Origin of the sequence: Streptomyces sp. NPDC012935, assembly GCF_042900345.1 — a bacterium.
Taxonomy (GTDB): Bacteria; Actinomycetota; Actinomycetes; order Streptomycetales; family Streptomycetaceae; genus Streptomyces.
The window spans coordinates 1040708-1065887 of sequence record NZ_JBIBBC010000001.1; the positions used below are offsets into that span (position 1 = coordinate 1040708).

Consider the following 25180-nt stretch of genomic DNA (forward strand, 5'->3'; position numbering starts at 1 on the left):
ACAGATGTTCAGCCGGCTCCTGCTAGAGGCTCCTCAGAGCGTTCTCGAGGATCGCGGCGCCTTCCTCGGCCTCCGCGACGGTGAGGGACAGGGGCGGGGCGACGCGCAGGGACGTGGTGTTGTGGCCGCCGCCCTTGCCGATGAGGAGGCCGCCGTCGCGGGCCGCTTCCAGGACCGCCGACGCGGCGGCCGGGTCGGCCTCGTCGGTGCCGGGCCGGGTGAGTTCGATGCCCAGCATCAGGCCCCGGCCGCGTACCTCCCGTACGTGCGGCACCTGCGCCGCGACGGCCCTGAGCCGTTCGAGGAGCAGTCCGCCGACGCGCCGGGCGTTGCCCTGGAGGTCGTGTTCCAGCAGGTACGACAGGTTGGCGAGGCCGGCCGCCATGGTGATCTGCGTGCCGCCGAAGGTCGAGATGCTGTTGGCGTCCAGGCAGTTCATGATCTCGCCGCGGGCGACGACACCGCCGATGGACATGCCGTTGCCGATGCCCTTGGCGAAGGTCAGGATGTCCGGCGGACCGGACCGGCCGTGCGCCTGCCAGCCCCAGAAGTGGTCCCCGGTGCGGCCCCAGCCGGTCTGCACCTCGTCGGCGATCCACAGGATGCCGCGCTCGGCGAGCACCTCGCGGAAGGCGGCGTACAGCCCGTCGGGCCCGGATGTGAAGCCGCCGACGCCCTGGATGGGCTCGGCGATCAGGGCCGCGGGCGGGCGGGTGTGGCCGAGGACGTCGTTCAGGTCGTCGACGCAGGCGGCGATGAAGTCCTCGTCACTGAGCGAGGCGTACGGGCCACGGGTGCGCACCCCGCCGTGAACGTAGAGCGTCTGCAGCGGCGACAGCGAGGTCGGGGACCAGCCGCGGTTGCCGGTGATGCCGACGGCGCTGAAGGAGCGGCCGTGGTAGCTGTTGCGCATCGCGAGGATCGTGTTGCTGCGCCGGTAGGTCGTGGCGAGCAGCAGGGCGGTGTCGTTGGCCTCGGTGCCGGAGGTCGTGAAGAAGACACGGGCGTCCGGGATGCCGCTCAACTGGGCGATGCGCTCGGCCAGTTCGACCATCGGCCGGTTGAGGTACAGGGTCGAGGAGTGGATGATCCGCCCGGCCTGTTCGCTGACCGCCTTCGTCACCTCGGGCAGGGCGTGCGCGGTCATCGTCGTCAGGATGCCGCCGAAGAAGTCGAGGTACCGGTTGCCGGCGGCGTCCCACACGTGACGGCCCTCGCCGTGGGTGATCTCCAGCGGCTCCTCGTAGTACAGGGCGAGCCAGTCCGGCATGACGGCGCGGTGGCGGCCCAGAAGGTCCTTGGTCACGGCTGCACCAGCCCTTCGTAGGCGTCGGGGCGGCGGTCACGGTAGAAGGCCCACTGCTGCCGCACTTCCTCGATGAGGTCGAAGTCGAGGTCGCGGACGATGAGTTCCTCGCTCTTGTCACTGGCGGTCTCACCGACGAACTGGCCGCGGGGGTCGACGAAGTAGGACGTCCCGTAGAAGTCGTTGTCGCCGTACTCCTCGACGCCGACCCTGTTGATCGCGGCGATGAAGTACTCGTTGGCGACGGCGGCGGCCGGCTGCTCCAGGCGCCAGAGATAGGAGGACAGGCCGCGGTGGGTGGCGGAGGGGTTGTAGACCAACTGGGCTCCGTTGAGTCCGAGTTGGCGCCAGCCCTCCGGGAAGTGGCGGTCGTAGCAGATGTACACGCCCACCTTCCCGACGGCGGTGTCGAAGACGGGCCAGCCGATGTTGCCGGGCTTGAAGTAGTACTTCTCCCAGAATCCCTTGACCTGCGGGATGTGGTGCTTGCGGTACTTGCCGAGGAAGGTGCCGTCGGCGTCGATCACGGCCGCGGTGTTGTAGTAGAAGCCCGACTGCTCGACCTCGAAGACGGGGACGACGACCACCATGCCCGTCTCGCGGGCGAGCTCCTGCATACGCCGCACGGTCGGCCCGTCGGGGACCGGCTCGGCCCAGGAGTAGTGCTGCGGATCCTGGACCTGGCAGAAGTAGGGAGCGTTGAAGACTTCCTGGAAGCCGATGATCCCGGCGCCCTGCCGGGCGGCCTCGCGGGCGTGCTCCTCGTGTTTCGCCACCATGGACTCGGTGTCGCCGGTCCAGGTGGCCTGGACCAGAGCGGCGCGTACGACGTTGGCCATGAGCTGCTCCTTCGACGGGACGTCAGAGCCTCTACGCCCGTAGAGGGGGGCCGTAGAGGCTCGAAAGTAAGCCCCTGGAACAGCCTTGCCAAGACCATCGTCGTTAACCCGCTGAGTCGATCACGTTTCACACTCCTGTGGGTGATGGATGGGGCCGGTGGGGCGGATGTGGCGGGAGCGGCGCCAGGGTCCGTGCCGGGGGTGTCACGCCGTGAAGCCGGCGACCCGAAGGGCGTGGACAAGGTCCCAATGGCACTCGTCCGAGACGCCCTGGGCCGCTGCCAGCAGCAGCGGTACGAGCGACTTCGGGTCGGCGGCGGCGCTGCGGGCGGCCTCCTCCGGGGTCCGGACGCGGACGTACGCGTCGAGCAGGGTCCGGACCTCACGGTGCCGTCCCGCGCCGGCCAGCCCCACGACGGCCTGCCCGATCTCGTTCGCGGGCCGCGCCACGCCCTGGCGCAGGATCTGCTCCCCGTCGTCGGCCCGGCCCGCCGCGGTCAGCGCGTCAGCCGCCGCGACGAGCCGTTCGGCCGGCAGCGAGGCGGCCTCCCACAGCAGGGTCGCCCAGTCGGCTCCGAGCCCGGCACGCTGCATCTCGGCGGCCAGCAGCGGGATGCGGCGGGCGGGCCAGTACGCGGCCTCGACGAGCAGCGCGTGCGCCTCGCCACTACGCCCCGCACCGCGCAGCCGCACCAGCCTCTCCACGACCCCGACGACCTCACGCCGCTCCTCGGCATCGGCGGGCTCGGCCTGCGACTGCGGGTCCGGGGCCGCGGGCACCTCCTCGGCGGCACCGGCGAATCGGGCTCCGCGCGGGGTGCGGCGGGTGGTGGCGGGCTGGGCGGGGAGGCTGGGCAGGTCGGTCGGCGGTACGGTCACGGGGACGGCCTCCTCCTCTACGATCCCGGCGAAGCGGGCGCTGCCTCGGCGGCGTTTGCGCGGCGCCGGTCGCTCGTCGGGCCGAGCGGTTTCGCGGACGGCGGTGTTCCCCGGCTCCTGGACCGGGCGCGCCGGCTCGGCCACCGGCTCGGGCTCATCGGCCTCACTCAACCGCGTACCGGCGACGGCAGCGGGCCCTGCGGCGTCACCGAAGCCCGCGCTGCCGATGCCGTCATCCGCATGGCGATCGCGTCCAGGCCCGCCTTCCCGGACGTCGCCCGCGCCACCCTCATGTCCGAATGAGCCGCCTCCAGAGCCTCCACCCTCAGAACCACCGGCCCGGAAGAATCTCTCCTCCCCCGCTCGCTCCCGCCGTATCGCCTGACTCCGCGCGTCGGCCTCCCGGTGATCCAAACCGGCCATCCGCGAACGGAGTTCGGCGCATCGGGCGGTCGCGCGTTCGTGGTCGTCGCGGGCCCAGGCGAGGTCCAGGCGGATGGCGTCGGCGTCCTGGCGCTCGGTGGCGGAGGCGAGCAATCGGCCCAGATCAGCCTGCCGTTCGGCGGCGTAGCGCTGTTCGCGGAGCATGACGTCGAGGCGGTCCCCGAGGGCGTCACGGCCACCGGGCCGGGCGTCGTACGCGGCGAGGGCGCCGGCGTGCAGGGCGCGGGCGCGTTCCGTCTCGGGGGCGGCGCCGCCGGGGCCGTACTGGCCGGCGAGGTCGTACAGGAGGGACTCCACCACGTCCCAGGGCGGCACTTCGCGCCCGTCGAGGCAGGCCTGCATGCCCTCCGGGTCGCGCTGCCAGAACACCCCGCACCAGCCGCCGCCCTGGTCCAGGCGCGCCACAAGGCCGTCCAGGTAGTTCACGAACTCCCGCATCCGAGCCGGGAGTTGATCCACTGACATCGCCCAACTCCCGCCAGACCGGAGCACTCCGGTCCGTTAGGCAACACCAGTGATGTTACGAGCGTGCTACGGGGAGTTTTCCGGCTGAACGCAGAGTACGCCGCGGCTCCCGGAGCGTGACGTGCGCACCCTCTCGGACAGCGACCTAGGCAGCAGTCTCACGCGGCCGCTTCGGCAACCGCTGCGCAGCGCCCGACCAGTTCGTCCATCGACAGGCCGAGGGCATGCGCCACCGCCGCCACCGTGAAGAAGGCCGGCGTCGGCGCCCGCCCGGTCTCGATCTTGCGGAGCGTCTCCGCGGAGATACCGGCACTCGCGGCGACGTCCGTCATGCTGCGGCCGCCGCGAGCCTCGCGCAGCAGCCGGCCGAGCCGCTCGCCGCGTTCACGCTCTTCGGGGGTGAGAGGGGTGCGCACCATGCCACCATTCTAATACCGGTATAGTAATTGGCATGGTGGAGCTGAAGACGAACCAGTCGATCGATGCGATGTACGAGGCGGGGCAGGTGGTGGGCCAGGCCCTCACCGCCGTGCGCAAGGCCGCCGACGTGGGGGTTTCCCTGCTGGAGCTGGACGAGGTGGCGCGCGAGGTGCTGCGGGACGCGGGGGCGACGTCACCCTTCCTCGGCTACCGCCCCTCCTTCGCCCCCGTCCCCTTCCCCGCGGTCATCTGCGCCTCGGTGAACGACGCGATCGTGCACGGCATCCCGACCGGCTACCGCCTGCGCGACGGCGACCTGGTCTCCATCGACTGCGGCGCGGAACTGGGCGGCTGGGCGGGAGACTCGGCGATCAGCTTCACGGTCGGCAGCGCGCGCCCGGCCGACGTACGCCTTATCGAAACCGCGGAGAGGGCCTTGGCGGCGGGCATCGAGGCGGCCGTCGTCGGCAACCGTATCGGCGACATCGCCCACGCGATCGGCTCGGTGTGCCGGGCGGCCGGATACGGCGTCCCGGACGGCTTCGGCGGGCACGGTATCGGCCGCAAGATGCACGAGGACCCCTCGGTGCCGAACGAGGGCCGTCCCGGCCGGGGCATGCCGCTGCGCCACGGCCTGGTCCTCGCCATCGAGCCGATGCTCATCGCCGGCGGCCAGGACGGCTACCACGCGGCGCCGGACGGCTGGACCCTGTGCACGAACGACGGCTCGCGCGCGGCCCACGCGGAGCACACTGTGGCGATCACGCAGGCGGGGCCGCGGATCCTGACGGCACGCTGAGACGCACCCCCGCCGGTGAGGTTCGGCGGAGGTCCGGGCGGCCGCAGGCCGGTGGGTGAAGTCGGCGGTCGCGGCCTGGGGCGGCCGTCGATCGCCGAAGGACTCCGGCGCCCTCGGGTGCCGTTTCCCTGAAGGTGCCCCCGGCCATCGTTCGTGCGAAGGTGTTCTACGAACGCGGCCAGGTGTAACCGGCTTGCGCCCGGGTTACCCGACTCCGGCACGTCGATGAGCGAGGGCGACCCTGCCCGCGCAGGGACGCCGGATGGGAACGCCATGACCAGCGGCTTCACTGGTGGTCCGGAAGACTACGACCCCTTCGGAGAATTCCTCGCCCGCTTCTTCGGCGGCCCGCGCCCCGGCCCCCGGCAGATCGACATCGGCCGCCTGCTCAGTCAGCCGGCCCGGGAGCTGGTGCAGGGCGCAGCCCAGTACGCCGCCGAGCACGGCAGCCGCGACCTGGACACCCAGCACCTGCTGCGCGCCGCCCTGTCCGCCGAGCCGACCCGGAGCCTGCTCACCCGTGCCGGCGCGGACCCCGACTCGCTGGCGACGGAGATCGACGAGCGGTCGGGCCCGGTCCAGCACCCGCCGGGCGAGGCCCCGCCGCCGACGTCGCTGTCCCTCACCCCGGCCGCCAAGCGCGCCCTGCTCGACGCCCACGACCTGGCCCGGGCGCGGGGCACCGGCTACATCGGCCCGGAGCACGTGCTCAGCGCCCTGGCCGCGAACCCCGACTCCGCGGCGGGCCACATCCTGAACGCGGCCCGTTTCGCCCCCTCCGGCCCCGGCCTGCCGCCCGAGGCCTCGGACAGCTCCCAGTCCCGTCCCCGCGTCGATCAGCGACCGCGCGTCGACTCCGGTACGCCCACCCTCGACAAGTACGGCCGCGACCTCACCGACCTCGCCCGCCGGGGCCGTATCGACCCGGTGATCGGCCGGGACGAGGAGATCGAGCAGACCGTCGAGGTGCTCTCGCGGCGCGGCAAGAACAACCCGGTGCTGATCGGCGACGCGGGCGTCGGCAAGACCGCGATCGTGGAGGGCCTGGCCCAGCGCATCGCGGACGGCGACGTGCCCGACGTGCTCGGCGGCCGCCGGGTGGTCGCGCTGGACCTGACGGGCGTGGTCGCGGGCACCCGCTACCGGGGCGACTTCGAGGAGCGGCTCAACAACATCGTCACCGAGATCCGCTCGCACTCCGACCAGCTGATCGTCTTCATCGACGAGTTGCACACCGTCGTGGGCGCCGGAGGCGGCGGCGAGGGCGGCTCCATGGACGCCGGGAACATCCTCAAGCCGGCCTTGGCCCGCGGCGAGTTGCACGTCGTGGGCGCGACCACGCTGGAGGAGTACCGACGGATCGAGAAGGACGCGGCCCTCTCCCGCCGCTTCCAGCCGATCCTCGTCCCCGAACCGACCACCGCCGACGCGATCGAGATCCTGCGCGGCCTGCGCGACCGCTACGAGGCCCACCACCAGGTCCGCTACAGCGACGAGGCGCTCGTCGCCGCCGTGGAACTGTCCGACCGCTATCTCACCGACCGCCGCCTGCCGGACAAGGCGATCGACCTGATCGACCAGGCGGGCGCCCGGGTCCGGCTGCGCGCGCGGACCAAGGGCACGGACGTACGGACCATGGAGCGCGAGGTCGAGCAGCTCTACCGGGACAAGGACCAGGCCGTCGCCGACGAACAGTACGAGCAGGCCACGCAACTGCGCGACCGTATCGTCGAGTTGAAGCAGCGCATCGCGCAGGCCTCCGACAACGAGGAGGCCGACGAGGGGCAGCACCTGGAGGTCACCGCCGAGGCCATCGCGGAGGTCGTGTCCCGGCAGACCGGCATCCCGGTGAGCAGCCTCACCGAGGAGGAGAAGGACCGGCTGCTCGGCCTGGAGGATCACCTGCACGAACGGGTCGTCGGCCAGAACGACGCGGTGCGCGTGGTCTCCGACGCGGTGCTGCGCTCCCGGGCCGGACTCGCCAGCCCCGACCGGCCGATCGGCAGCTTCCTCTTCCTCGGCCCGACCGGCGTCGGCAAGACCGAGCTGGCCCGCGCCCTCGCCGAGGCGCTGTTCGGCAGCGAGGAGCGGATGGTCCGCCTGGACATGAGCGAGTACCAGGAACGGCACACCGTCAGCCGCCTGGTGGGCGCCCCGCCCGGATACGTCGGCCACGAGGAGGCCGGACAGCTCACCGAGGTGGTGCGCCGGCATCCGTACTCGCTGCTTCTGCTCGACGAGGTCGAGAAGGCCCACCCGGACGTCTTCAACATCCTGCTGCAGGTCCTGGACGACGGCCGGCTGACCGACTCCCAGGGCCGCACGGTCGACTTCACCAACACCGTCATCGTGATGACCAGCAACCTGGGTTCGGAGGCGATCGGCCGCGGCGGCGCCGGGATCGGGTTCGGCGCGGGTGACGAGGAGGCCGACGAACAGGCGCGCAGCGAGCGGGTCCTGCGGCCGCTGCGCGAGCACTTCCGGCCCGAGTTCCTCAACCGCATCGACGAGGTCGTGGTCTTCCGCCGCCTGACCCCGGAGCAGTTGGAGCGGATCACCAACCTGCTGCTGGACAAGACCCGTCGCCTGCTGCACGCCCAGGGCGTCTCGGTCGACTTCACCGGCGCGGCCGTCGACTGGCTCTCCGAGCGCGGCTACCAGCCCGAGTACGGCGCCCGCCCGCTGCGCCGCACGATCCAGCGGGAGGTCGACAACCAGCTCTCCCGGCTGCTCCTGGACGGCCGGATCGGCGAGGGCGGCCGGGTGACGGTGGATGTGGCGGACGGACAGCTCACCTTCCGTGCGGAGGAACTGCCGCCCGCCCCCGAGTTGTGACGTCCCGCGCGGACGCTACGACGCCGACCGCACCACCATCGCCGAGCCGCCGCCGCGCCGTACCGTCTCGGCGGCGGCCAGCCACTTCCCGTCCGGCAGCCGCTGCACAGCGGTGGCTGCACCGATCTCGGGGTTGGGCTTGAAGGAGTGCCCGATGGCCTCCAGCCGGGCCTTCGTCTGACTGTCGAGGCCCGGTTCCAGCTCGGTCTGGGCCGCGTTGCGCTGGCTGGCGCGGGGCGCGGCGATCGCGTCGACCAGCGGCAGCCCGCGGTCGACGAAGCCGGTCAGGGTCTGCAGCACGGTCGTGATGATGGTCGCGCCACCGGGCGAGCCGAGCGCCACGACGGGCTTGTCGTGCCGGTCGAGGACGATGGTCGGGGACATGGAGGAGCGTGGACGCTTGCCCGGACCCGGCAGGTTCGGGTCGTGGACGGCCGGGTTGGCCGGGGTGAAGGAGAAGTCCGTCAGCTCGTTGTTGAGGATGAAGCCACGGCCCGGGACGGTGATGCCGCTGCCGCCGGTCTGCTCGATGGTGAGCGTGTAGGAGACGACGTTGCCCCACTTGTCGGCCACCGTGAGGTGGGTGGTGCTGTCGCCCTCGTAGGTGGTCGGGGCCGCCGTGCCGCCGGCGTCGCAGGCCGCCGGGTTGCGCGGGTCGCCCGGCGCAAGGGGGCTGCTCAGCACCGCGTCGTCCTTGATCAGGCACTCGCGCGAGTCGGCGTACCGCTGCGACAGCAGCTCCTTCGTCGGTACGTCCTCGAAGGCGGGGTCGCCGACCCAGCGCCCGCGATCGGCGAAGGCGATCCGGCCGGCCTCGATGTAGCGGTGCAGGTACTGGACCTTGCTCGCCTTCGACAGGTCCGTGTTCTCCAGGATGTTCAGCGCCTCGCCAACCGTCGTGCCGCCGGAGGAGGAGGGCGCCATGGAGTAGACGCCGAGTCCGCGGTACGAGGTCCTGGTGGGCGCCTGCGACTTGGTGCGGTAGCCGGCCAGGTCCTTGGCGGTGAGGTCGCCGGGGCGGGCCTTCCAGCCGGAGCCCGGGTCCACGGGCGGGTCGTTGACCGTGTCGACGATGTCCTCGGCGATGTCGCCCCGGTAGAGCGCGCCGACGCCCTTCTTCGCCAATTCCGCGTAGGTGCGGGCGAGGTCGGGGTTCTTGAAGGTGGAGCCGACGACCGGGAGGGCGCCGTTCGGCAGGAACAGCTCGGCGGTGTCCGGGAAGTAGCGGAACCGGGTCTCGTTCGCGGCGGTCTGCGAGCGGAAGGTGTCGTCGACGGTGAAGCCGTCCCGGGCCAGCCGCTCGGCGGGCTTCAGCAGGGTGCCGAGCGGCTTGCTCCCCCACTTGTCGAGCGCCTTCTGCCAGGTGGCGGGTGTGCCCGGGGTGCCGACGCTCAGGCCGCTGGTGACGGCCTCGGCGAAGGGGATCGCCTTGCCGTTCTCCACGAACAGGTCGGAGTCCGCGCTCAGCGGCGCGGTCTCGCGGCCGTCGATGGTCCGCACCGTACGGGACTTGGCGTCGTAGTAGACGAAGTAGCCGCCTCCGCCGACGCCGGCGGAGTAGGGCTCGGTGACGCCGAGCGCGGCGGCCGTGGCCACGGCGGCGTCGACGGCGTTGCCGCCCTTGCGCAGGACCTCGATGCCGGCCGCGGAGGCGTCCGGGTCGACGCTCGACACGGCGCCGCCGTAGCCGACCGCCACAGGGACCTTCTCCGGGCTGCTCTGCGCGGCGGGGGGCGCCGCCGCTCCGACCGACACCACGGCGGCCGAGACCGCCAGGACCGACAGTTTCCGCGCGACAGGGCGACGCATCCGCACCTCCAGGCAGGGGCTGTTGGCGCAGCCTAATCGATCGACATGCCCCCGTCAGGAGCGCGTGACCCCGTGTGTCGAACAACGGTTTGCGTTGGCCCGCTACCATGCGCGCCCATGAACGACGACGTACGCAACATCGTCCTGGGCGTGGTCGCGGCGGCCATAAGTGCCGCCCTCGGCTGGCTGGCCCGTACGTACCTGTACAAGCGCAAGCTGCGCCGCAAGCAGGCGTTTTTCGGGCTGCCCGACAATGCCGAGTCCCTGCTGGTGGTGAACCGCGGGGCCGGCGGACCCGAGCTCACGGTGATGCGTTACGACGTGTTCGCGCTGCTCGAACTCGCGGCGCTGATCAAGGACTGCAACGCCCACGCCCAGATCATCCCGCACGACGCGGCACGCCAGGGCTTCGGCGAGCGCACCGAGTTCTGCGTCGGCGGCCCGGCGTCGAACCGCCGCATGACGGCGCACCTGGCCTCCCTGCTGCCCGGGGTGCGGGTGAACGTCGACGCCGAACCCGGCCCGGACCGGGGCGCGCTGCAGATCGGCTCCGAGCGCTACCGGGTGGAGGTCGGCAAGGAGGAGTACGCCCTCCTCGCCCGGCTGACCGTCGGCGAGAGCCAGGGCCCCCGTCCCGTCTTCCTCTTCTGCGGGCAGACCGCGATCACCAACCAGGCCGCCACCCGCTACCTCGCGCGCAACCACGAGCGGCTGACCCGCAAGCACGGCACCGGCTCCTTCGTCCTGCTGCTGAAGGTGGTCAACTCGCAGGCGTACGGCCCGGATGTGGTGGAACTGGTCGCGGATGTCACGCGGGCGGCGCAGGCTCCGTTGCCGACACCGGCGCCCGCGCGAAATACCCATCGGTCCTCCTGAGGTCCAACACATTCCGGTAATCGTTACTCGCACGTAACTTACCGACGGGTTACTTGCGGTAAGGGGCCACGGTTACCGTCGGGTCACTTTGCACTGACACGAGTGAGGAGTGACCCGTGGGACACCATCGCAAGGCCCTGCGTACGACCGCCGTGGGCGCCGTCTCCGCGACTCTGATCGCCGGTAGCGCCCTCGGGCTCGCCCCCGCGGCCCAAGCCGCCCCGAACAGCGTCCGCTTCGTCGACATCACCGGCGACGGCGGCACCACGCTCAAGGCGAACGTCGTCACGCCGGCCGGCGCCGACGGCACGCGCACCTACCCGCTGCTCGTCATGCCCACGAGCTGGGGCCTGCCCCAGGTCGAGTACTTCGCCCAGGCCCAGAAGCTCGCGAACTCGGGCTACATCGTGGTCAGTTACAACGTCCGCGGCTTCTGGCAGTCGGGCGGCGAGATAGAAGTGGCGGGCCCGCCCGACATAGCCGACGCGTCCAAGGTGATCGACTGGGCGCTCGCCAACACCCCCTCCGACGCGAAGCACATCGGCATGGCGGGCGTCTCGTACGGCGCCGGCATCAGCCTGCTGGCCGCCGCGCACGACAAGCGGGTCAGGGCGGTCGCCGCCCTCAGCGGCTGGGCCGACCTCATCGGCTCGATCTACGCCGGCCGCACCCAGCACCTCCAGGCCGCCGGACTGCTGGACGGCGCGAGCCTGGTCACCGGCCGTCAGAGCGCCGAACTGAGGCAGATCTTCGACGACTTCTACGCCTCCGACCTGTCCAGGGAACAGGACATCATCAACTGGGGGAAGAAACGTTCGGCCGCGACATACGTGGATCAACTCAACGAGAGCGGCGCCGCGGTCATGATGGCCAACTCCTGGGGCGACACGGTCTTCCAGCCCAACCAGTACGCGGACTTCTACGAGAAGCTGACCGGCCCCAAGCGCCTGGAGTTCCGCCCGGGCGACCATGCGACCGCCGAGCTGACCGGCCTGTTCGGCCTGCCCAACGACGTGTGGACGGACACCGAGCGCTGGTTCGACCATTACCTCAAGGGCGAGGACAACGGCATCAACCGCGAGCTGCCGGTCCAGCTCAAGTCCCGTTCCGCGGGGGGCTACGAGGGCTACCCGGACTGGAAGTCGGTCGGCGCGACGAACAGGAAGATCGCCCTGGGCGGCAGCACCACGATCCGCGCGAACGTCAACTCGGGCGCGGACGGCGGAGTCGTCTTCCTGTCCAGCATCCTCGACCAGGTGGCCCAGCTGCCCCCGATGGCCTCGATCCCGCTGCTCCCCCGGCTCTGGGCGGGCGTGTGGCAGTCCGAGAAGTACGCCACGACCCAACGTGTGCGTGGCACGGCGAAGTTGCACACCACCGTCACACCGACCAAGGAGAGCGGCACCCTCGTCGCCTACCTGTACGACGTGGGCCCGCTCGGCCTCGGCAAGCTGGTCAGCAACGCGCCGTACACCTTCCACGGACGTACACCCGGAAAGCCGTTCGGCGTCGACCTGGAGCTGTACTCCACGGCCTACGACGTCCCGGCAGGGCACCGGCTGGCCCTGGTCGTCGACACGGTCGACCCGCTCTACATCGAGCACAACCCGTCCGGCGCGCGGCTGACCTTCTCCTCACCGGCGAACGACCCGTCGTACGTGTCGATTCCACTGCGCGAGCAGTGATCTCCGGCCGGCGCCGGGCGGGTATGGCTCTGTAACTGCTGCCCCCTGCTGCCCCTGTTGCTAGGGGCCGTGGGGGGATCCCCACCCGGCAGCAGCGTCCCTGGTCGCGGCCGAGGTCATCACCACGGCTTTGGGGACGGACGGAACATCGTAGTCGAGGTCGGACGCGGAGGGGATTGCGGTGTCCACAAACGCCGTTCGTCTCGGCATGGGTCGTACATACTCCCCGCTCAGTGATGGAGGATCTTCGACAGGAAGTCCCGGGCGCGCTCGCTTCTGGGGTCGGTGAAGAACTCCTCGGGGCTGCGGTCCTCGACGATGCGGCCGTCGGCCATGAACACGACGCGGTTGGCGGCCGAGCGGGCGAAGCCCATCTCATGGGTCACGACGATCATCGTCATGCCGTCACGGGCGAGTTGGCGCATGACCTCGAGGACCTCGTTGATCATCTCGGGGTCGAGCGCGGAGGTCGGCTCGTCGAACAGCATCGCCTTGGGTTCCATCGCGAGGGCCCGGGCGATGGCCACGCGCTGCTGCTGGCCGCCGGAGAGCTGCGCGGGGTACTTGTCCGCCTGGTCGGCCACGCCGACGCGCTCCAGGAGTTCGCGGGAGCGCTTGTCGGCCTCGTCCTTCTTGCGCCCGCGGACCCTGACCTGCCCCAGCGAGACGTTCTGCAGGACCGTCTTGTGGGCGAAGAGGTTGAAGGACTGGAAGACCATGCCGACTTCGGCGCGCAACCGGGCGAGAGCCTTCCCCTCGGCGGGCAGCGACTGTCCGTCGAGCTTGATCGTGCCTGATTGAACGGTCTCGAGTCGGTTGATGGCCCGGCAGAGCGTCGACTTCCCCGATCCCGAGGGGCCGATGACGACGACCACCTCCCCCTTGCCGACGGTGAGGCTGATGTCCTGCAGGACATGCAGGTCCCCGAAGTACTTGTTGACGTCACGCAGCTCGATCAGTGGATCGCCAGCCATGCCCAGCCCCAGTCACTCTCAGCTGTGTAGCGGTCTCCGCAAACTATCCGGGCAAGAGTGGACTTAAAGCACGACACGCACTTTTCGGGCATAAGCCGTATTTACGCCGAACTTATGTCGAACAACAGGCCAGAGCCTTACGCTTCCGCGACTTCCGCGTACAGCTGCGACAGCTCAGGCACACCGCTCGCGGCCCACTCCTGCCCCGAGGCTACGACATCGAACTCACGGCCGGACGCGAGTCGTACGACCGGCTGCCCGTCCGGCCGGATCTTCCAGGCCGCTCCGGGCACGGTGCGCACGATGACGGTGCCGAGATACAGACCTGCGTCGTTGCCCAGCCAGGGCAGGATCTCCTCGTCCTCCCGCCAGCGCGGCACCAACTGGTCGACGGCCTCCAACGAGGCGGTGGAGTCGTCGAGTTCGACGCCTGCCCGGGATGCGTGGGAGCGCAGGAGTTCACATTCGGCAAGGAGTTCGGCGATGCCCTCGGGGTCGGGGGCCCCGCGCTTCTCGCGCCGGTGGCCCAGAAAAGGGATCTTCATACGCCCAGCGTGTCATTCGTCCTGCGGAACGCGCCACAGGCGCGCTGGCCGCCGATTCCGGTCGAGTTCACGCCGAGTTCGGGCATGGCGCGTTGACGGGTCACGGGTGCCTCTCTAACTTCTCGGTGCGTCTTGCGTCTCGTCCGAACGTCTCAACCGAGCCTGTCGTCCGAGTGTCGCGCCTGAACGTCTCGCTTGAACCTGTCATGCGCAGTCATACGCAGTCCTGAGCGGTCGTGAACGGGAGGAGTCGGAGTTGCGCCGACGTGTGTGGATTTCCGCGGTCGTCCTCGCTGTCTTCGCGGTCCTGGTGCCGGGGGTCTCCGCGCAGGCGGCCCCCGAGCGCAGAGCCGGGCCGCTCCCGCTGGAGCGGCTCTTCGACAACACGGCCGTCAGCGACGACGCCCGGCCCGCGCAGGCGGACTTCGACGGGGTGGGCGGCTCACTGTCCGCGCAGGCCCTGGCGGCCGCCGGCTGGACACCCGGCCGGGCGCTGACCGTGCAGGGAGCCCGCCTGACCTGGCCGAAGCGGCAGCCGGGCGAGGCGGACAACGTCCTGGCCGCCGGACAGGACGTAAAGGTGCAAGGGCGCGGTGACGCCCTCGCGTTCCTCGTGGCGGGCACGGACGGTTTCGATGTCGGCGGCACGGGGACGGTGTCGTACGCCGGCGGCAACCGGTCGACCTATCACCTGACCGCCCCCGACTGGCGCACCGGCCCGCTCGCCACCAAGGCGGTGGCCCTGCCGCACATCAACACGCCGAACGGCCAACTCGACGAGCGGGCGCGGCTGTACGTCGTCACCGTGCCGATCCTGGCGGGGCGCGAGGTCGCGTCCGTACGGCTGCCGAAGGCGTCGGGGCTGCATGTGTTCGCGCTGACGGTCCGGGCCCCGGCCACCGGCTGGACGGGGAGTTGGGCGGCCGCGACGGGCGGCTATCCGACCGTGGGGCCGTGGACCGACCGGACGCTGCGCCTGGTGGTGCACACCTCGGCGGGCGGGCCGCGGGTGCGGCTGCGGTTCGACAACACCTTCGCGGCGGCGCCGGTGCGGATCGGCAGGGCCACGGTGGCGGTGCAGGCGGCGGGCGCGACGGCGAAGGCGACGCCGGTCCGGGTGCTCTTCCGGGGGTCGGCGGGCGTCGAGATCCCGGCCGGGGCACAGGCGTACACCGATCCGCTCGGGTTCCAGGTGCCGGCGGACAGCAATCTGCTGGTGAGCTTCCATCTGCCCAAAACCGTGCCGGCCGCGCCGGTGCACCGGCTCGCGCAGCAGCGGTCGTACGTGAGCGCGCCGGGCGACCACACGGCGGACGTCTCCGCATCGGCCTACCCCGCCGTCCTGACCAGCTGGCCGCTGCTGACCGGTGTCGACGTGAGCGGCGGGCCGGGGTCGGTGGTGCTGCTGGGAGACTCGATCACCGACGGCGAGAAGTCCACGACGGACACCAACCGGCGGTGGCCCAATGTGCTGGCCACACGGCTGTTGAACCAGAGCGCGGTCCCGCGCTATGGGGTGCTCAACCAGGGGATCTCCGGCAACCGTGTGGTCTCCGACCGGTATCCCGGTGACGGGATCTCCACGGACACGGCCGGAGTGAGCGCCTTGTACCGGTTCGACCGGGATGTCCTGTCCCAGACGTCGGCGCGTACGGCGGTGGTGTTCGAGGGCATCAACGACGTGCGCTGGGGCACCACCGCGGAGCAGGTCATCGCCGGGCTGCGCGCGATCGCGGACCGGGGCCACGCGCGGGGCCTGCGAATGCTGGCGGCGACGATCCTGCCCTGCGAGGGAGAGGCGCGGTGCACGGCCGCCGTCGACGCCGAGCGGGCCGAGGTGAACCAGTGGATCCGCTCCGGCGCCGCCTTCGACGGCGTGCTCGACTTCGACGCGGTGGCGCGGGACCCTGCACGGCCGTCCCGGCTGCTGCCCGCGTACGACAGCGGGGACCATCTGCACCCCGGGGACGCGGGGCTCGCTGCGCTGGCTCGGTCGGTGGATCTGCGTGTGCTGATGCGGTGAGGCTGTGCGGGCGTCCGAGGTGGCCGTCCGGGGGCTCTGCCCCCGGACCCCCGTATCGGCCTGAACGGCCGCGTCCTCAAGCGCCGGACGGGCTGGAGGGCGTGCCCTACACGTCCAGGTCCACGACCACCGGCGCGTGGTCCGAGGCGCCCTTGCCCTTGCGCTCCTCGCGGTCCACGTACGAGTCGGTGACCGCCTTGGCGAACGGCTCGTTGCCGTACACCAGGTCGATGCGCATGCCGCGGTTCTTGGGGAAGCAGAGCTGCCGGTAGTCCCAGTACGTGTACGGGCGGTCGTACTTGAGGGGGCGCGGGACCACGTCGGACAGGCCGGACTCGCGCAGGGAGGCGAGGGCGGCGCGCTCGGCAGGGGTGACGTGGGTGAGGCCGTCGAAGGCGGCGACGTCGTAGACGTCGTCGTCCGTCGGCGCCACGTTGTAATCGCCCATCACCGCGAAGGGGCGGCTGCCGCCCGCGTCGCCGGCGACGGCCGCCTTGAGGGCCTCGAACCACTGGAGCTTGTAGGCGTAGTGGGGGTGGTCCACCTCACGGCCGTTCGGCACGTACACCGACCAGACGCGGATCGGGCCGCAGGTCGCGGAGATGGCGCGGGGCTCGACGACGTCGTCGAAGCCGGGGTCGCCGGGCAGGCCCTTGACGACGTCCTTGAGGCCGACGCGGGAGAGCACCGCCACGCCGTTCCACCGGCCGGTCGCGTTGACCGCCGCCTCGTAGCCGAGGTCGCGCAGCGGGTCGAACGGGAACTGGTCCTCGGCGACCTTGGCCTCCTGGAGGCACAGCACGTCGGTGCCGCTGCTCTCCAGCCAGGCCAGGAGCCTCGGCAGGCGGGCGGTGATCGAGTTCACGTTCCAGGTGGCGATGCGCATGCCTGACAACCTACCGGGCGGGACTGACAACCCGGTCCCGCCCGGGGTGGGGCCGCTCACACCTCCGCCGAGTCCCCCGGCGTCAGGCGCAGGTGCTCCGCGCCGCCGAGGCCGCCGATCTGGCGGTCGTAGATCGGCCGGGCCAGGTCGGTGAGCAGGGCGTCGTGGATGTCGTAGGCGCGCTGCGGCTTGACCTCACGGACGTAGTCGATGACCTCCGCGATCTTGTTCCAGGGGGCCATGACCGGCAGCATCAGCGTCTCCACCGGGCGGTCGGGGACGGTGAGGGCATCGCCGGGGTGGAAGACCTTGCCCCCGTCGACGAGGTAGCCGACGTTGGTGATGCGCGGGATGTCCGGGTGGATGACGGCGTGCAGCTCGCCGTGGACCTGGACGTCGAAGCCGGCGGCGGTGAAGGTGTCGCCGTGGCCGACCGTGTGCACACGGCCCGGGAAGGCCGCCGCGATCTGCTCCGCGACGGAGCCGAGCGTCCAGATCCCGGCGGCCGGGTTGGCCTCCATGGCCGCCCGCAGCCGCCCCTCGTCGAAGTGGTCGGGGTGCTCGTGCGTGACGAGGATCGCATCCGCGCCGAGCGCGGCGTCCTCCTCGCTGAATCCGCCGGGGTCGAGAACCAGCGTCTGCCCGTTCTTCTCGAGCCGGACGCAGGCGTGCGACTTCTTCGTGAGCTTCATGGCTCCATCCTGACGCGCGGCGGTTGCGGATGCCCGCTCCTGCGGATGCCGACGCTGCGGGTCCTCACTCCTGCGGATGCCGACCGCTGCGGGTCCTCACTCCTGCGGAGTGGTCTCTTCCCTTATGACCTGCTGGGCGACCTTGAAGGCGGTGTTCGCCGCCGGCACGCCGCAGTAGACGGCCGCCTGCAGCAGCACTTCCTTGATCTCGTCCGGCGTGAGGCCGTTGCGCAGGGCGGCGCGGGTGTGGAAGGCGAGTTCGTCCATGTGGCCGCCCGCGACCAGGGCGGTGAGGGTGACACAGCTGCGGGAGCGCCGGTCGAGCCCGGGTCTGTCCCAGATCTCACCCCAGGCGTATCGGGTGATGAACTCCTGGAAGTCCCCCGAGAACTCGTCCGCCTGAGCCAGCGCCCGGTCGACATGCGCGTCACCGAGCACCTCACGACGGACCCTGATCCCGGCGTCGTACGGGTCCGGCCGTTGCGTCGTCTGCGGTGCCACGACGGCCGGGGCTATCTCGGCCACGGGCGCGGGTTGCGAGGGCGGTGCGGCCAGGACCGGCTTCACGGGGGCGGCGACGATGGCCATCTGGCCGGTCGTGGAGTCGTAGGCGGGCTGCCAGGCGGTGGAGAAGTGCCGGACCAGCAGGTCGGTCACGGCGGCGGGCTGCTCGACCGGCACGAGGTGGGAGGCGCCGGGCACGACGGCGAGACGGGCGTCCGGTATCCCGGCGACCAGCGTGCGGGCCTCGGCGGGGCCGGTGACCTGGTCGTCCGAGCCGACGAGGACGAGCGTGGGCACCGCGACGCCGCCGAGCTGCGGCCGTACGTCGAAGGAGGCGAGCGCCTCGCAGGCGGCGATGTAGCAGCCGGGGTCGGTGGTGCGCACCATCTGCACGGCCCACTCGGTGATGGCGGGCTGGGCTGCGGCGAAACCGGAGGTGAACCAGCGGTCGGGCGAGGTGCGGGCGATGGGGTCGAGGCCGTTCGTGCGCACGATCACGCCCCGCTGGCGGAACTCGTCCGCCGTGCCGAACCGGGGGGAGGCGGCGATGAGCGCGAGCGAGGCGAGGCGCTCCGGGTGGCGCAGGGCGAGCTCGATGCCGAGTGCGCCGCCGAGTGCGCAGCCCGCGTAGCCGAAGCGCTGCACGCCCAGGCCGTCGAGGGTGGCGAGCAGCCGGTCGGTGAGCTCGGCCACGGAGCCCGCCGGGTACGCGGGCGCGCCACCGTGTCCCGGCAGGTCGAACCGGAACACACGCCATTGCTGGGTCAGCTCGGGGACCTGCCGGTCCCACATGTGCCAGGTGGTGCCCAGTGAGGGACCGAGGATCAGGACTGGGGCGTCTTCCGGCCCGTCAAAGCGGTATTGCAGGGTGCTCATCGGTGTCTCACTCACCCGCCTGACCCTCTCATCTCTCACGGGCGCCCCTATAACGGGGGGTCGGTGCAGACCGTCCGGACCCATTGAAGACCTCGCGGGCGGCAATAATCCACACTTTCCTGAATTCAGGATTCCCTGTACTTTGAGGGTGTGCTGACTCTCGCCCCCGACATCGACGTCCTGGTCCGGTTCGGCCGCGCACTCGCCGACCCCATCCGCTGCCGCATCCTGCTCGTACTCCGTGAGGCCCCCGCCTACCCCGCGGACCTCGCCCACGCGCTCGGCGTCTCCCGTACGAGACTGTCGAACCACCTAGCGTGCCTTCGGGACTGCGGCCTCGTCCTCACCGTGCCCGAGGGACGGCGCACCCGGTACGAGCTGGCCGACGAACGCCTCGGCCATGCCCTGGACGACCTACGCACCGCCGTCATCGCGGTCGAGGCGGACAAGACCTGCGCAGACGCCACGGAGAAGGGCTGCTGTTGATGGCCGCCGAGGTATCCACAACCCTGGCCCTCGAACCGTCCCCTGTCCGACGCGACGCACTCGCTCGCCGGATACGCCTGCTGGTCGCCGCGACCATCACCTACAACGTCGTCGAGGCGATCGTCGCGATCACCGCCGGGACCCTCGCCTCCTCCACCGCGCTGATCGGCTTCGGGCTGGACTCCGTCATCGAGGTCTCCTCCGCCGCCGCGGTCGCCTGGCAGTTCTCCGCCCGCGAGCACGCCGTACGCGAGGCGCGCGAGAAGACCGCTCTACGGATCATCGCCTTCTCGTTCTTCACCCTGGCCGCATACGTCACCGTCGACGCCATCCGCGCCCTCACCGGCACCGGAGGGGCCGAACGCTCCATCCCCGGCATCGTCCTCGCCGCCATGTCACTGGCCGTGATGCCGTTCCTGTCCGCGGCCCAGCGCCGCGCCGGCCGCGAACTCGGCTCCGCCTCCGTGGTGGCCGACTCCATGCAGACCCTGCTGTGCACCTACCTGTCCGCCGTACTCCTCGTCGGCCTGGTGCTCAACGCCACCCTCGGCTGGTCCTGGGCCGACCCCGTCGCCGGCCTCGTCATCGCCGCCATCGCCGTCAGGGAAGGCCGCGACGCCTGGCGGGGCGAAGGCTGCTGCGCCCCGACCGTCACTTCAGCGGGGCCGTCGGGCAACGCCAAGGAGGACGCGTGCGGTTGCCACCCCGGATGCGACTGCTGCAGCTGACCAACCGGCTGCACCGAGCTCAGCCACCCAGCGCGACCCCCGTCGCCAGCGCGGCCGTCACCGGATGCGCCGGTGAGCTGAACAGCCGTGCGGTGGGGCCCGACTCGACCACGCGGCCCTCGGACATGACGACCAGCGAGTCCGTCCGGTCGGCGACGAGGCGCAGGTCGTGGCTGACGAGGACCAGGGACAGGCCCCGCCGGTCGCGGAGCTCGGTGAGCAGGTCCATGACCGCTACGGCGGTTTCCGCGTCGAGCGCGGAGGTGACCTCGTCGCAGAACAGCACGTCGGGCTTGGCCGCCAGCGCGCGGGCGATCGCTACGCGTTGGCGCTGCCCGCCGGACAGCTCGTGCGGGTAGCGGTCGGCGGTCGCGGCGGGCAGGCCGACCTGTTCCAGGAGTTCCAGGACACAGGCGGGGGCCTCGGCGCGGCCGGTCCGGCGGTGCAGCAGGAGGGGGCGGCGCAGGGCGGTGCCGACGGTGCGGCTGGGGTTGAGGGTGCCGAGCGGGTCCTGCGGCACGAGTTGGAGGCGTCGGCGCTGCTCGCGGGATCGGCGGTGCGCTGTCGGGGCGAGGCCGGCGCCGTCGAGGCTGACGGTGCCGGCGGTGGGGCGGTGCAGTCCGACGAGAGTGCGCAGCAGGGTCGTCTTGCCGGAGCCCGAGGCGCCGACTATGCCGAGGCTGCTTCCGGCGGCGAGGGCGAGGTCGATGCCGTGGAGCACGGGGACGCGTCGGCCCCGGTGGGTGTGGGCGGCGTTCAGGCCGGTTGCCGTGATGGTGGTCGTGCCGTCGGCCGGGGTGCGGACGGGCTCGTCCGCGGCGCGCGGGCCGGCCATGGCCGCCTTGGGGCCTGGTCCGGTCAGGTCCACGACGTCGTCGGCGAGGCGGGCGACCAGGTCGGTGTCGTGGCAGGACAGGGCGATGGCGATGCGGTGGTTCTCGGCGAGGTGCCGCAGGAGCTCGGCTATCTCGTCGCGCAGCGCCGGGTCGAGTCCGGCCGTGGGCTCGTCGAGGAGCAGGACGGCGGGGCGGCGTGCCAGGGCCCGGGCGAGTGCGACCCGGCGCTGCTGGCCGCCCGACAGCCCGCCGATCCGGCGGTCCGGCAGGCCGCCGTCGACGGGCAGCCGGACCTCGGCGAGCTGTGCCCGGATCGCCTCGCGGCTCCCGTCCACGGCGACTTCGGCGAGCAGGCGGCGCACGCTCATGCGCGGGTTGAGGCCGGAGCCGGGGTCCTGGCCGACGTAGGCGAGGCGGTGTCGGCGCAGGGTGCGCAGGGCGGGGGCAGGCAGGGTGAGGGGGTCCTGGCCGAGGACGGTGACGGTGCCGGTGGTGCGTTCGGTGTCCGGTGGCAGGGTGCCCGTCACGGCACGCAGCAGGGTGGTCTTGCCGCAGCCGGAGGGGCCGACGACGGCGGTGACGCGGCCGGGGGCCAGCTCCAGGTCGGCTCGGTCCAGCAGGAGGCGGCCGCTGCGGGCGGCGACGGTCAGGCCCGAGACCTGGACCGCGTTCTCCCCTTCCGCCGCCTGGCTGTCGGGGTACCAGTCGGGCATGTGGTTCACAGTGCGGGTACCGCCTTACGGCCGGTTGCGGGGACCAGGGCGGCTGCCGCCAGGTTGACGCTCATGGCGAGCAGACCGATGGCGATGCTGGGGGCGAGGACGGCCCAGGGGTTGAGGACGATGCCGGCGGAGTTCTCGCGGATCATCAACGCCCAGTCGGCGGCGGGCGGTTGAGGGCCGACCTGGAGGAAGCCGGCGGTGGCCACGAGGTATACGGCGGCGACGAAGCGCAGTCCGAAGAGGGCGAGCAGGGTGGCTCGCAGGTTGGGCAGTACCTCGCGTACGACGAGGTGCCACAGCCGTTCGCCGCCTACGGCCGCCGCCTCCACGTAGCCGGAGGCCGCTACGGGCGCGGCCGCGCCTGCGACCAGGCGCACCGCGTACGGCACGCCGAGGACGACGGCCGCGGTGACGACGGCGAGGCGTCCGCCGTCCGGCCAGGACAGGGTGACGAGGAGGATGCCGAGGACGGCGGGCAGCAGCATGAGGACGTCTGCGGTGCGTTCGACGATCCGTCCGACGGCCGGGCGCAGGGCGCTGACCGCGCCGAGCACGGCGGCCACGGCGGTGACCAGGACGGCGACGAGCAGGGAGGTCACGACGAGTTCGCGTCCTCCGGCCAGCACCCGGCTGAGCACGTCCCGGCCCAGCTGGTCGCCGCCGAAGGGGGCGTCGCCGCCGGGTTCGGCGTAGGGGGCGGTGACGGGGACGTCGATGGCGTGCGGGGTCAGCCAGGGTCCGGCCAGGGCGAGGGCGATGAGCAGCAGGGCCGGGAGCACTCGCAGGGCCAGTCGGCGACGCCCGGGAAAGCGGCGTGCGGGAGAGACGGGATGTGCGGTGGATATGGGTACGGTCATGTCCGGCCTCCGGAGGCCCAGGCGCGTACGAGGTCGGCGAGCAGCAGGACCCCGGTGATGACGGCTCCGGTGACGGCGACGACGCCGGCGATGACGGGGCTGTCCCGGTCGGTGACCGCTCCGGCGAGGACCGAGCCGATCCCGGGGTAGTTGAAGATGGTCTCCACCACGACCGCGCCGCCCAGCAGCATGCCCGTGGAGGTGGCCAGGCCGGCGGCGATGGTCGGCAGGGCGCCGGGCAGCAGATGGTGGGTGAAGATCCGGTGCCGGGGCAGCCCGTCGAGCACGGCGGTCTCGATGTGCGGCGCCTTGGCCTCGTCGGCGAGCGCGGCCCGTACGATCCGGACGTTCCAGCCGATCTGCGGGATCGCCAGGGCGAGCACCGGCAGCAGCAGCATCTCCCAGGAGGCGGGCGAGCCGTCCGCGTCGGTGAGCGTGACGGCGGGCAGCCAGTCGGTCCACAGGGCGAAGACCAGCACCAGGGCCACCGCGACGACGAACTCGGGCAGCGCGAGCACCCCGGTGGCACTCGCCGACACGGCACGGTCGGTCTTCCCGCCGGGCCGGGCCGCCGCCCAGCAGCCGAGCGCGACCGAGGCGACCAGCGTCACCAGCAGCGCGAGCCCGCCGAGCAGCAGGGTGTTGGGGAAGGGACGGGCGAGCAGATCGGCGACGGATTCGCCGCGTGCGGAGGTGCCGAGGTCGCCGGTGGGCAGGCCGGTCATCCACTCCCAGAAGCGTTCGAGGACCGGCCGGTCCAGGCCCAGCAGACGACGCCGCTCAGCGAGGTCCGCCGCGCTCTCCCCGCGTTCGGACGTGGCGTTGGCCGCGTCGCCCGGCAACAGCTCCACGGAAGCGAAGACGAACGCGAGCAGTACGGAGAGCAGCAGGGCCCGGCGCGCGAGCACTCCGGCCACGCGCAGCACGAGACGTACGACGGCCGGGGCCGGCCGGGGCTCGTTGCCCCCGGCCGGCCCACGTCGTACGGCCTCGATCAGCGAGCCAGCCATGCCGTCTCGAGCTGGACGCGCCCGTAGCCGGGCAGGGTCGGCAGGTCACGCACCGCCGCAGCGGCGAGGTCGATGCCGTCGGCCATGCCCCACAGCACATAGCCGGACTCGTCGTACTCGATCTGCTGGAGCTCGTGCAGCACCTTGGCGCGTTCCGCCGCGTCCTTGGTCGCCATCGCCTTCTTGTACGCGGCGTCGAACTCGGTGTTCTTCCAACCGGCCTCGTTCTGGCCGGAGTCGGACACCATGGTCTTGCTGGCGAAGAACACCACCGAGTCGTTGGTGCCCCAGTAGGTGGTGTACAGGTCGCCCTTGAGCCAGGTCTTCTCCCAGAAGGTCGCCGACTCCTGCTTGACCACCTCGACCTTCACCCCGGCCTCGCGGACCTGGGAGGCGAACAGGGTGGCCGCCTCGGCGAGGCCGGCGATGTCCTCGGTGGTCAGAAGCTTGTACGTCTTCGACAGGTCGAACTTGGCTTCCTTCAGCAGCGACTTGGCCCTGGCCAGATCCCGCTTGCGCTGCGGGATGTCCTTGGCGTACGCCGGGTCGCCGGTGCCGAGAATGTCGTTGGCGACCGTGCCGTATCCGGACAGCACCTGCTTGACCATGGCCTCGCGGTCCACGGCCAGCCGCAGCGCCTCCCGCACCTTCGCGTCCGCGAACGGACCGTCGGCCGTGCGCATGACGATCGGCATCGCCATGTCGTTGGGGCGGCGCACGATCTGGATGTCCTCGCGCTTCTCGGCCGTACGGGCCGCCACCGCACCGACATTGGAGGCCACGTCGATCTGCCCGGCGAGCAGTGCGTTGGCCATCGCCTGCGGGCTCTCGAAGATCTTGACCTCGATGGCGTCGAGGAGGACCTCTCCGCCGTACCAGTCGTCGTTGCGGACCAGCCGGGCGTTGCCGGAGCGGAACCAGTCCAGCTTGAAGGGGCCCGTGCCGGGGGCCTTGCCGAGGTCCTTCTCCGCCGTGTCCTTCTTCAGCACGAACGTCGTCAGGCGGGTCAGCTGCGGCAGTTCGGCGTTGGCGTAGTCGGACACCAGGACGACCGTGTCGTCCCCCTCGGCCTTGATGTTCTCCGGCTTGATGCCCGGCAGACGGGACGCGCCGGAGGGGGTGTTGCGCAGCCGCTTCAGGGACCAGACGACGTCCTCGGCGGTGACCGGGGTGCCGTCGTGGAACTTCGCACCCTTGGCAAGGGTGAAGCTCCAGGTCTTGAGGTCGTCCGACGCCTTCCAGGAGGCGGCGAGGCGGGGGACGGTGTTGGGCTTGGTGCCGGGGACGGTGAGGGTGTCGTGGACCAGCGAGATGATCAGGTAGTCGCTCTCGTTGGCCTGGGTGCCGTGGGGGTCACGGGTGATGGCCGAGGCGCGGCCCAGCGCACCGACCCGGAGGGTGCCCCCGGGCCGCGGCTTCTCGCTCCCCTTCGCCGGCGATTCGGACGAGGTCTCATCACCGCCGCCGCAGGCGGCCAGGAGTGCGGCCGCGCCTATCCCGCCGCCGGCCCACAGCAGTTGTCGTCTGTTCCAGTTCACGTACGACCTCGTTCCACTCACACGGGGCAGATTGCTTAGGTGTGCCTACCCTAAGAAGATCCGTTGTGCAAGCTGTGAGGCGGCTTGTCGGTGTTTCTGCCGGTGCGTCAAATGGGCGCATGGAAGCACAAGTAGGCGCAGTGGAT

General features: G+C 71.4%; 21 protein-coding genes. 7 read left to right on the forward strand and 14 right to left on the reverse strand.

Features of this window, described 5'->3' with window-relative positions; translation table 11 throughout:
* Window positions 1-22 precede the first annotated feature (22 nt).
* The 4 genes from ACFY5C_RS04550 to ACFY5C_RS04565 all read right to left on the reverse strand — a co-directional run bounded on the left by ACFY5C_RS04550 (window position 23) and on the right by ACFY5C_RS04565 (window position 4352).
* The gene (locus ACFY5C_RS04550) at window positions 23-1306 is read right to left on the reverse strand and encodes an aspartate aminotransferase family protein (RefSeq protein WP_389440252.1); all 1284 of its coding nucleotides are present in this window, start codon (window positions 1304-1306) and stop codon (window positions 23-25) included.
* Complete coding sequence (locus ACFY5C_RS04555; protein WP_389440254.1) at window positions 1303-2145, reverse strand: nitrilase-related carbon-nitrogen hydrolase; 843 nt, start codon at window positions 2143-2145, stop codon at window positions 1303-1305. The genes ACFY5C_RS04550 and ACFY5C_RS04555 overlap by 4 nt, the downstream gene beginning before the upstream one ends.
* A gap of 204 nt (window positions 2146-2349) precedes the next feature.
* Window positions 2350-3933, reverse strand: a complete 1584-nt coding sequence (locus ACFY5C_RS04560; protein ID WP_389440256.1) for a hypothetical protein — start codon at window positions 3931-3933, stop codon at window positions 2350-2352.
* 158 nt (window positions 3934-4091) lie between these two features.
* A complete protein-coding gene (locus ACFY5C_RS04565) occupies window positions 4092-4352 on the reverse strand; it encodes a helix-turn-helix domain-containing protein (protein WP_389440258.1) in 261 nt (86 codons plus the stop codon).
* A gap of 32 nt (window positions 4353-4384) precedes the next feature.
* Between ACFY5C_RS04565 and map the strand changes: the two genes are divergently transcribed.
* The gene (gene map, locus ACFY5C_RS04570) at window positions 4385-5152 is read left to right on the forward strand and encodes a type I methionyl aminopeptidase (protein WP_389440260.1); all 768 of its coding nucleotides are present in this window, start codon (window positions 4385-4387) and stop codon (window positions 5150-5152) included.
* A 273-nt stretch (window positions 5153-5425) separates the two neighbouring features.
* Window positions 5426-7987 (forward strand): ATP-dependent Clp protease ATP-binding subunit, encoded by a 2562-nt coding sequence (locus tag ACFY5C_RS04575; protein ID WP_389440262.1) that lies wholly within the window; start codon window positions 5426-5428, stop codon window positions 7985-7987.
* Window positions 7988-8002: 15 nt separating this feature from the next.
* On the opposite strand, the gene ggt is transcribed toward ACFY5C_RS04575, so the two are convergent.
* On the reverse strand, window positions 8003-9796 hold the full coding sequence (ggt, locus tag ACFY5C_RS04580) for a gamma-glutamyltransferase (RefSeq protein ID WP_389440264.1): 1794 nt from the start codon (window positions 9794-9796) through the stop codon (window positions 8003-8005).
* Between the two features lie 117 nt (window positions 9797-9913).
* Here ggt and ACFY5C_RS04585 point away from each other — a divergent pair, with 117 nt between their 5' ends.
* Both ACFY5C_RS04585 and ACFY5C_RS04590 read left to right on the forward strand, forming a co-directional pair.
* Entirely contained in the window at window positions 9914-10672 is a 759-nt protein-coding gene (locus tag ACFY5C_RS04585) for a hypothetical protein (RefSeq protein WP_389440266.1), read from the forward strand.
* Window positions 10673-10788: 116 nt separating this feature from the next.
* Window positions 10789-12357, forward strand: coding sequence for a CocE/NonD family hydrolase (locus ACFY5C_RS04590; protein ID WP_389440268.1), 1569 nt, complete (start codon window positions 10789-10791; stop codon window positions 12355-12357).
* Between the two features lie 230 nt (window positions 12358-12587).
* Here ACFY5C_RS04590 and ACFY5C_RS04595 read toward each other — a convergent pair whose 3' ends face one another.
* Window positions 12588-13331, reverse strand: coding sequence for an amino acid ABC transporter ATP-binding protein (locus tag ACFY5C_RS04595; protein WP_389440270.1), 744 nt, complete (start codon window positions 13329-13331; stop codon window positions 12588-12590).
* A 137-nt stretch (window positions 13332-13468) separates the two neighbouring features.
* Window positions 13469-13876, reverse strand: a complete 408-nt coding sequence (locus tag ACFY5C_RS04600) for a DUF6278 family protein (protein ID WP_389440272.1) — start codon at window positions 13874-13876, stop codon at window positions 13469-13471.
* Between the two features lie 256 nt (window positions 13877-14132).
* Between ACFY5C_RS04600 and ACFY5C_RS04605 the strand changes: the two genes are divergently transcribed.
* Window positions 14133-15899, forward strand: coding sequence for an SGNH/GDSL hydrolase family protein (locus tag ACFY5C_RS04605; RefSeq protein ID WP_389440274.1), 1767 nt, complete (start codon window positions 14133-14135; stop codon window positions 15897-15899).
* Between the two features lie 106 nt (window positions 15900-16005).
* Here ACFY5C_RS04605 and ACFY5C_RS04610 read toward each other — a convergent pair whose 3' ends face one another.
* From ACFY5C_RS04610 to pcaC, 3 genes are all read right to left on the reverse strand, one after another.
* Window positions 16006-16785 carry an exodeoxyribonuclease III gene (locus ACFY5C_RS04610; protein ID WP_389440276.1) on the reverse strand — a complete coding sequence of 260 codons (780 nt, stop codon included), beginning with the start codon at window positions 16783-16785 and terminating at the stop codon, window positions 16006-16008.
* Window positions 16786-16841: 56 nt separating this feature from the next.
* The gene (locus ACFY5C_RS04615; RefSeq protein WP_389440278.1) at window positions 16842-17477 is read right to left on the reverse strand and encodes an MBL fold metallo-hydrolase; all 636 of its coding nucleotides are present in this window, start codon (window positions 17475-17477) and stop codon (window positions 16842-16844) included.
* A 96-nt stretch (window positions 17478-17573) separates the two neighbouring features.
* The gene (gene pcaC / locus ACFY5C_RS04620; RefSeq protein WP_389440280.1) at window positions 17574-18872 is read right to left on the reverse strand and encodes a 4-carboxymuconolactone decarboxylase; all 1299 of its coding nucleotides are present in this window, start codon (window positions 18870-18872) and stop codon (window positions 17574-17576) included.
* A gap of 135 nt (window positions 18873-19007) precedes the next feature.
* Between pcaC and ACFY5C_RS04625 the strand changes: the two genes are divergently transcribed.
* Together ACFY5C_RS04625 and ACFY5C_RS04630 are read left to right on the forward strand one after the other, a co-directional pair.
* A complete protein-coding gene (locus ACFY5C_RS04625) occupies window positions 19008-19343 on the forward strand; it encodes an ArsR/SmtB family transcription factor (protein WP_389440282.1) in 336 nt (111 codons plus the stop codon).
* Entirely contained in the window at window positions 19343-20071 is a 729-nt protein-coding gene (locus tag ACFY5C_RS04630) for a cation transporter (RefSeq protein WP_389440285.1), read from the forward strand. The genes ACFY5C_RS04625 and ACFY5C_RS04630 overlap by 1 nt, the downstream gene beginning before the upstream one ends.
* Window positions 20072-20090: 19 nt before the next feature.
* Here ACFY5C_RS04630 and ACFY5C_RS04635 read toward each other — a convergent pair whose 3' ends face one another.
* From ACFY5C_RS04635 to ACFY5C_RS04650, 4 genes are read right to left on the reverse strand one after another with little or no spacing between them, the layout of a single operon-like run.
* Window positions 20091-21629, reverse strand: a complete 1539-nt coding sequence (locus ACFY5C_RS04635) for an ABC transporter ATP-binding protein (protein WP_389440287.1) — start codon at window positions 21627-21629, stop codon at window positions 20091-20093.
* Entirely contained in the window at window positions 21626-22486 is an 861-nt protein-coding gene (locus ACFY5C_RS04640) for an ABC transporter permease (protein ID WP_389440290.1), read from the reverse strand. The genes ACFY5C_RS04635 and ACFY5C_RS04640 overlap by 4 nt, the downstream gene beginning before the upstream one ends.
* The gene (locus ACFY5C_RS04645) at window positions 22483-23496 is read right to left on the reverse strand and encodes an ABC transporter permease (RefSeq protein WP_389440292.1); all 1014 of its coding nucleotides are present in this window, start codon (window positions 23494-23496) and stop codon (window positions 22483-22485) included. The genes ACFY5C_RS04640 and ACFY5C_RS04645 overlap by 4 nt, the downstream gene beginning before the upstream one ends.
* Window positions 23481-25034 carry an ABC transporter substrate-binding protein gene (locus ACFY5C_RS04650; RefSeq protein WP_389440295.1) on the reverse strand — a complete coding sequence of 518 codons (1554 nt, stop codon included), beginning with the start codon at window positions 25032-25034 and terminating at the stop codon, window positions 23481-23483. The genes ACFY5C_RS04645 and ACFY5C_RS04650 overlap by 16 nt, the downstream gene beginning before the upstream one ends.
* Window positions 25035-25180 lie beyond the last annotated feature (146 nt).

Bases quoted from the DNA above. Each gene is read 5' to 3' on its own strand.
- ACFY5C_RS04555 (WP_389440254.1), bottom strand. From the start codon at position 2,145: ATGGCCAACGTCGTACGCGCCGCTCTGGTCCAGGCCACCTGGACCGGC.
- ACFY5C_RS04560 (WP_389440256.1), bottom strand. From the start codon at position 3,933: ATGTCAGTGGATCAACTCCCGGCTCGGATGCGGGAGTTCGTGAACTAC.
- ACFY5C_RS04565 (WP_389440258.1), bottom strand. From the start codon at position 4,352: ATGGTGCGCACCCCTCTCACCCCCGAAGAGCGTGAACGCGGCGAGCGG.
- map (WP_389440260.1), top strand. From the start codon at position 4,385: ATGGTGGAGCTGAAGACGAACCAGTCGATCGATGCGATGTACGAGGCG.
- ACFY5C_RS04575 (WP_389440262.1), top strand. From the start codon at position 5,426: ATGACCAGCGGCTTCACTGGTGGTCCGGAAGACTACGACCCCTTCGGA.
- ggt (WP_389440264.1), bottom strand. From the start codon at position 9,796: ATGCGTCGCCCTGTCGCGCGGAAACTGTCGGTCCTGGCGGTCTCGGCC.
- ACFY5C_RS04585 (WP_389440266.1), top strand. From the start codon at position 9,914: ATGAACGACGACGTACGCAACATCGTCCTGGGCGTGGTCGCGGCGGCC.
- ACFY5C_RS04595 (WP_389440270.1), bottom strand. From the start codon at position 13,331: ATGGCTGGCGATCCACTGATCGAGCTGCGTGACGTCAACAAGTACTTC.
- ACFY5C_RS04600 (WP_389440272.1), bottom strand. From the start codon at position 13,876: ATGAAGATCCCTTTTCTGGGCCACCGGCGCGAGAAGCGCGGGGCCCCC.
- ACFY5C_RS04610 (WP_389440276.1), bottom strand. From the start codon at position 16,785: ATGCGCATCGCCACCTGGAACGTGAACTCGATCACCGCCCGCCTGCCG.
- ACFY5C_RS04615 (WP_389440278.1), bottom strand. From the start codon at position 17,477: ATGAAGCTCACGAAGAAGTCGCACGCCTGCGTCCGGCTCGAGAAGAAC.
- ACFY5C_RS04630 (WP_389440285.1), top strand. From the start codon at position 19,343: ATGGCCGCCGAGGTATCCACAACCCTGGCCCTCGAACCGTCCCCTGTC.
- ACFY5C_RS04640 (WP_389440290.1), bottom strand. From the start codon at position 22,486: ATGACCGTACCCATATCCACCGCACATCCCGTCTCTCCCGCACGCCGC.
- ACFY5C_RS04645 (WP_389440292.1), bottom strand. From the start codon at position 23,496: ATGGCTGGCTCGCTGATCGAGGCCGTACGACGTGGGCCGGCCGGGGGC.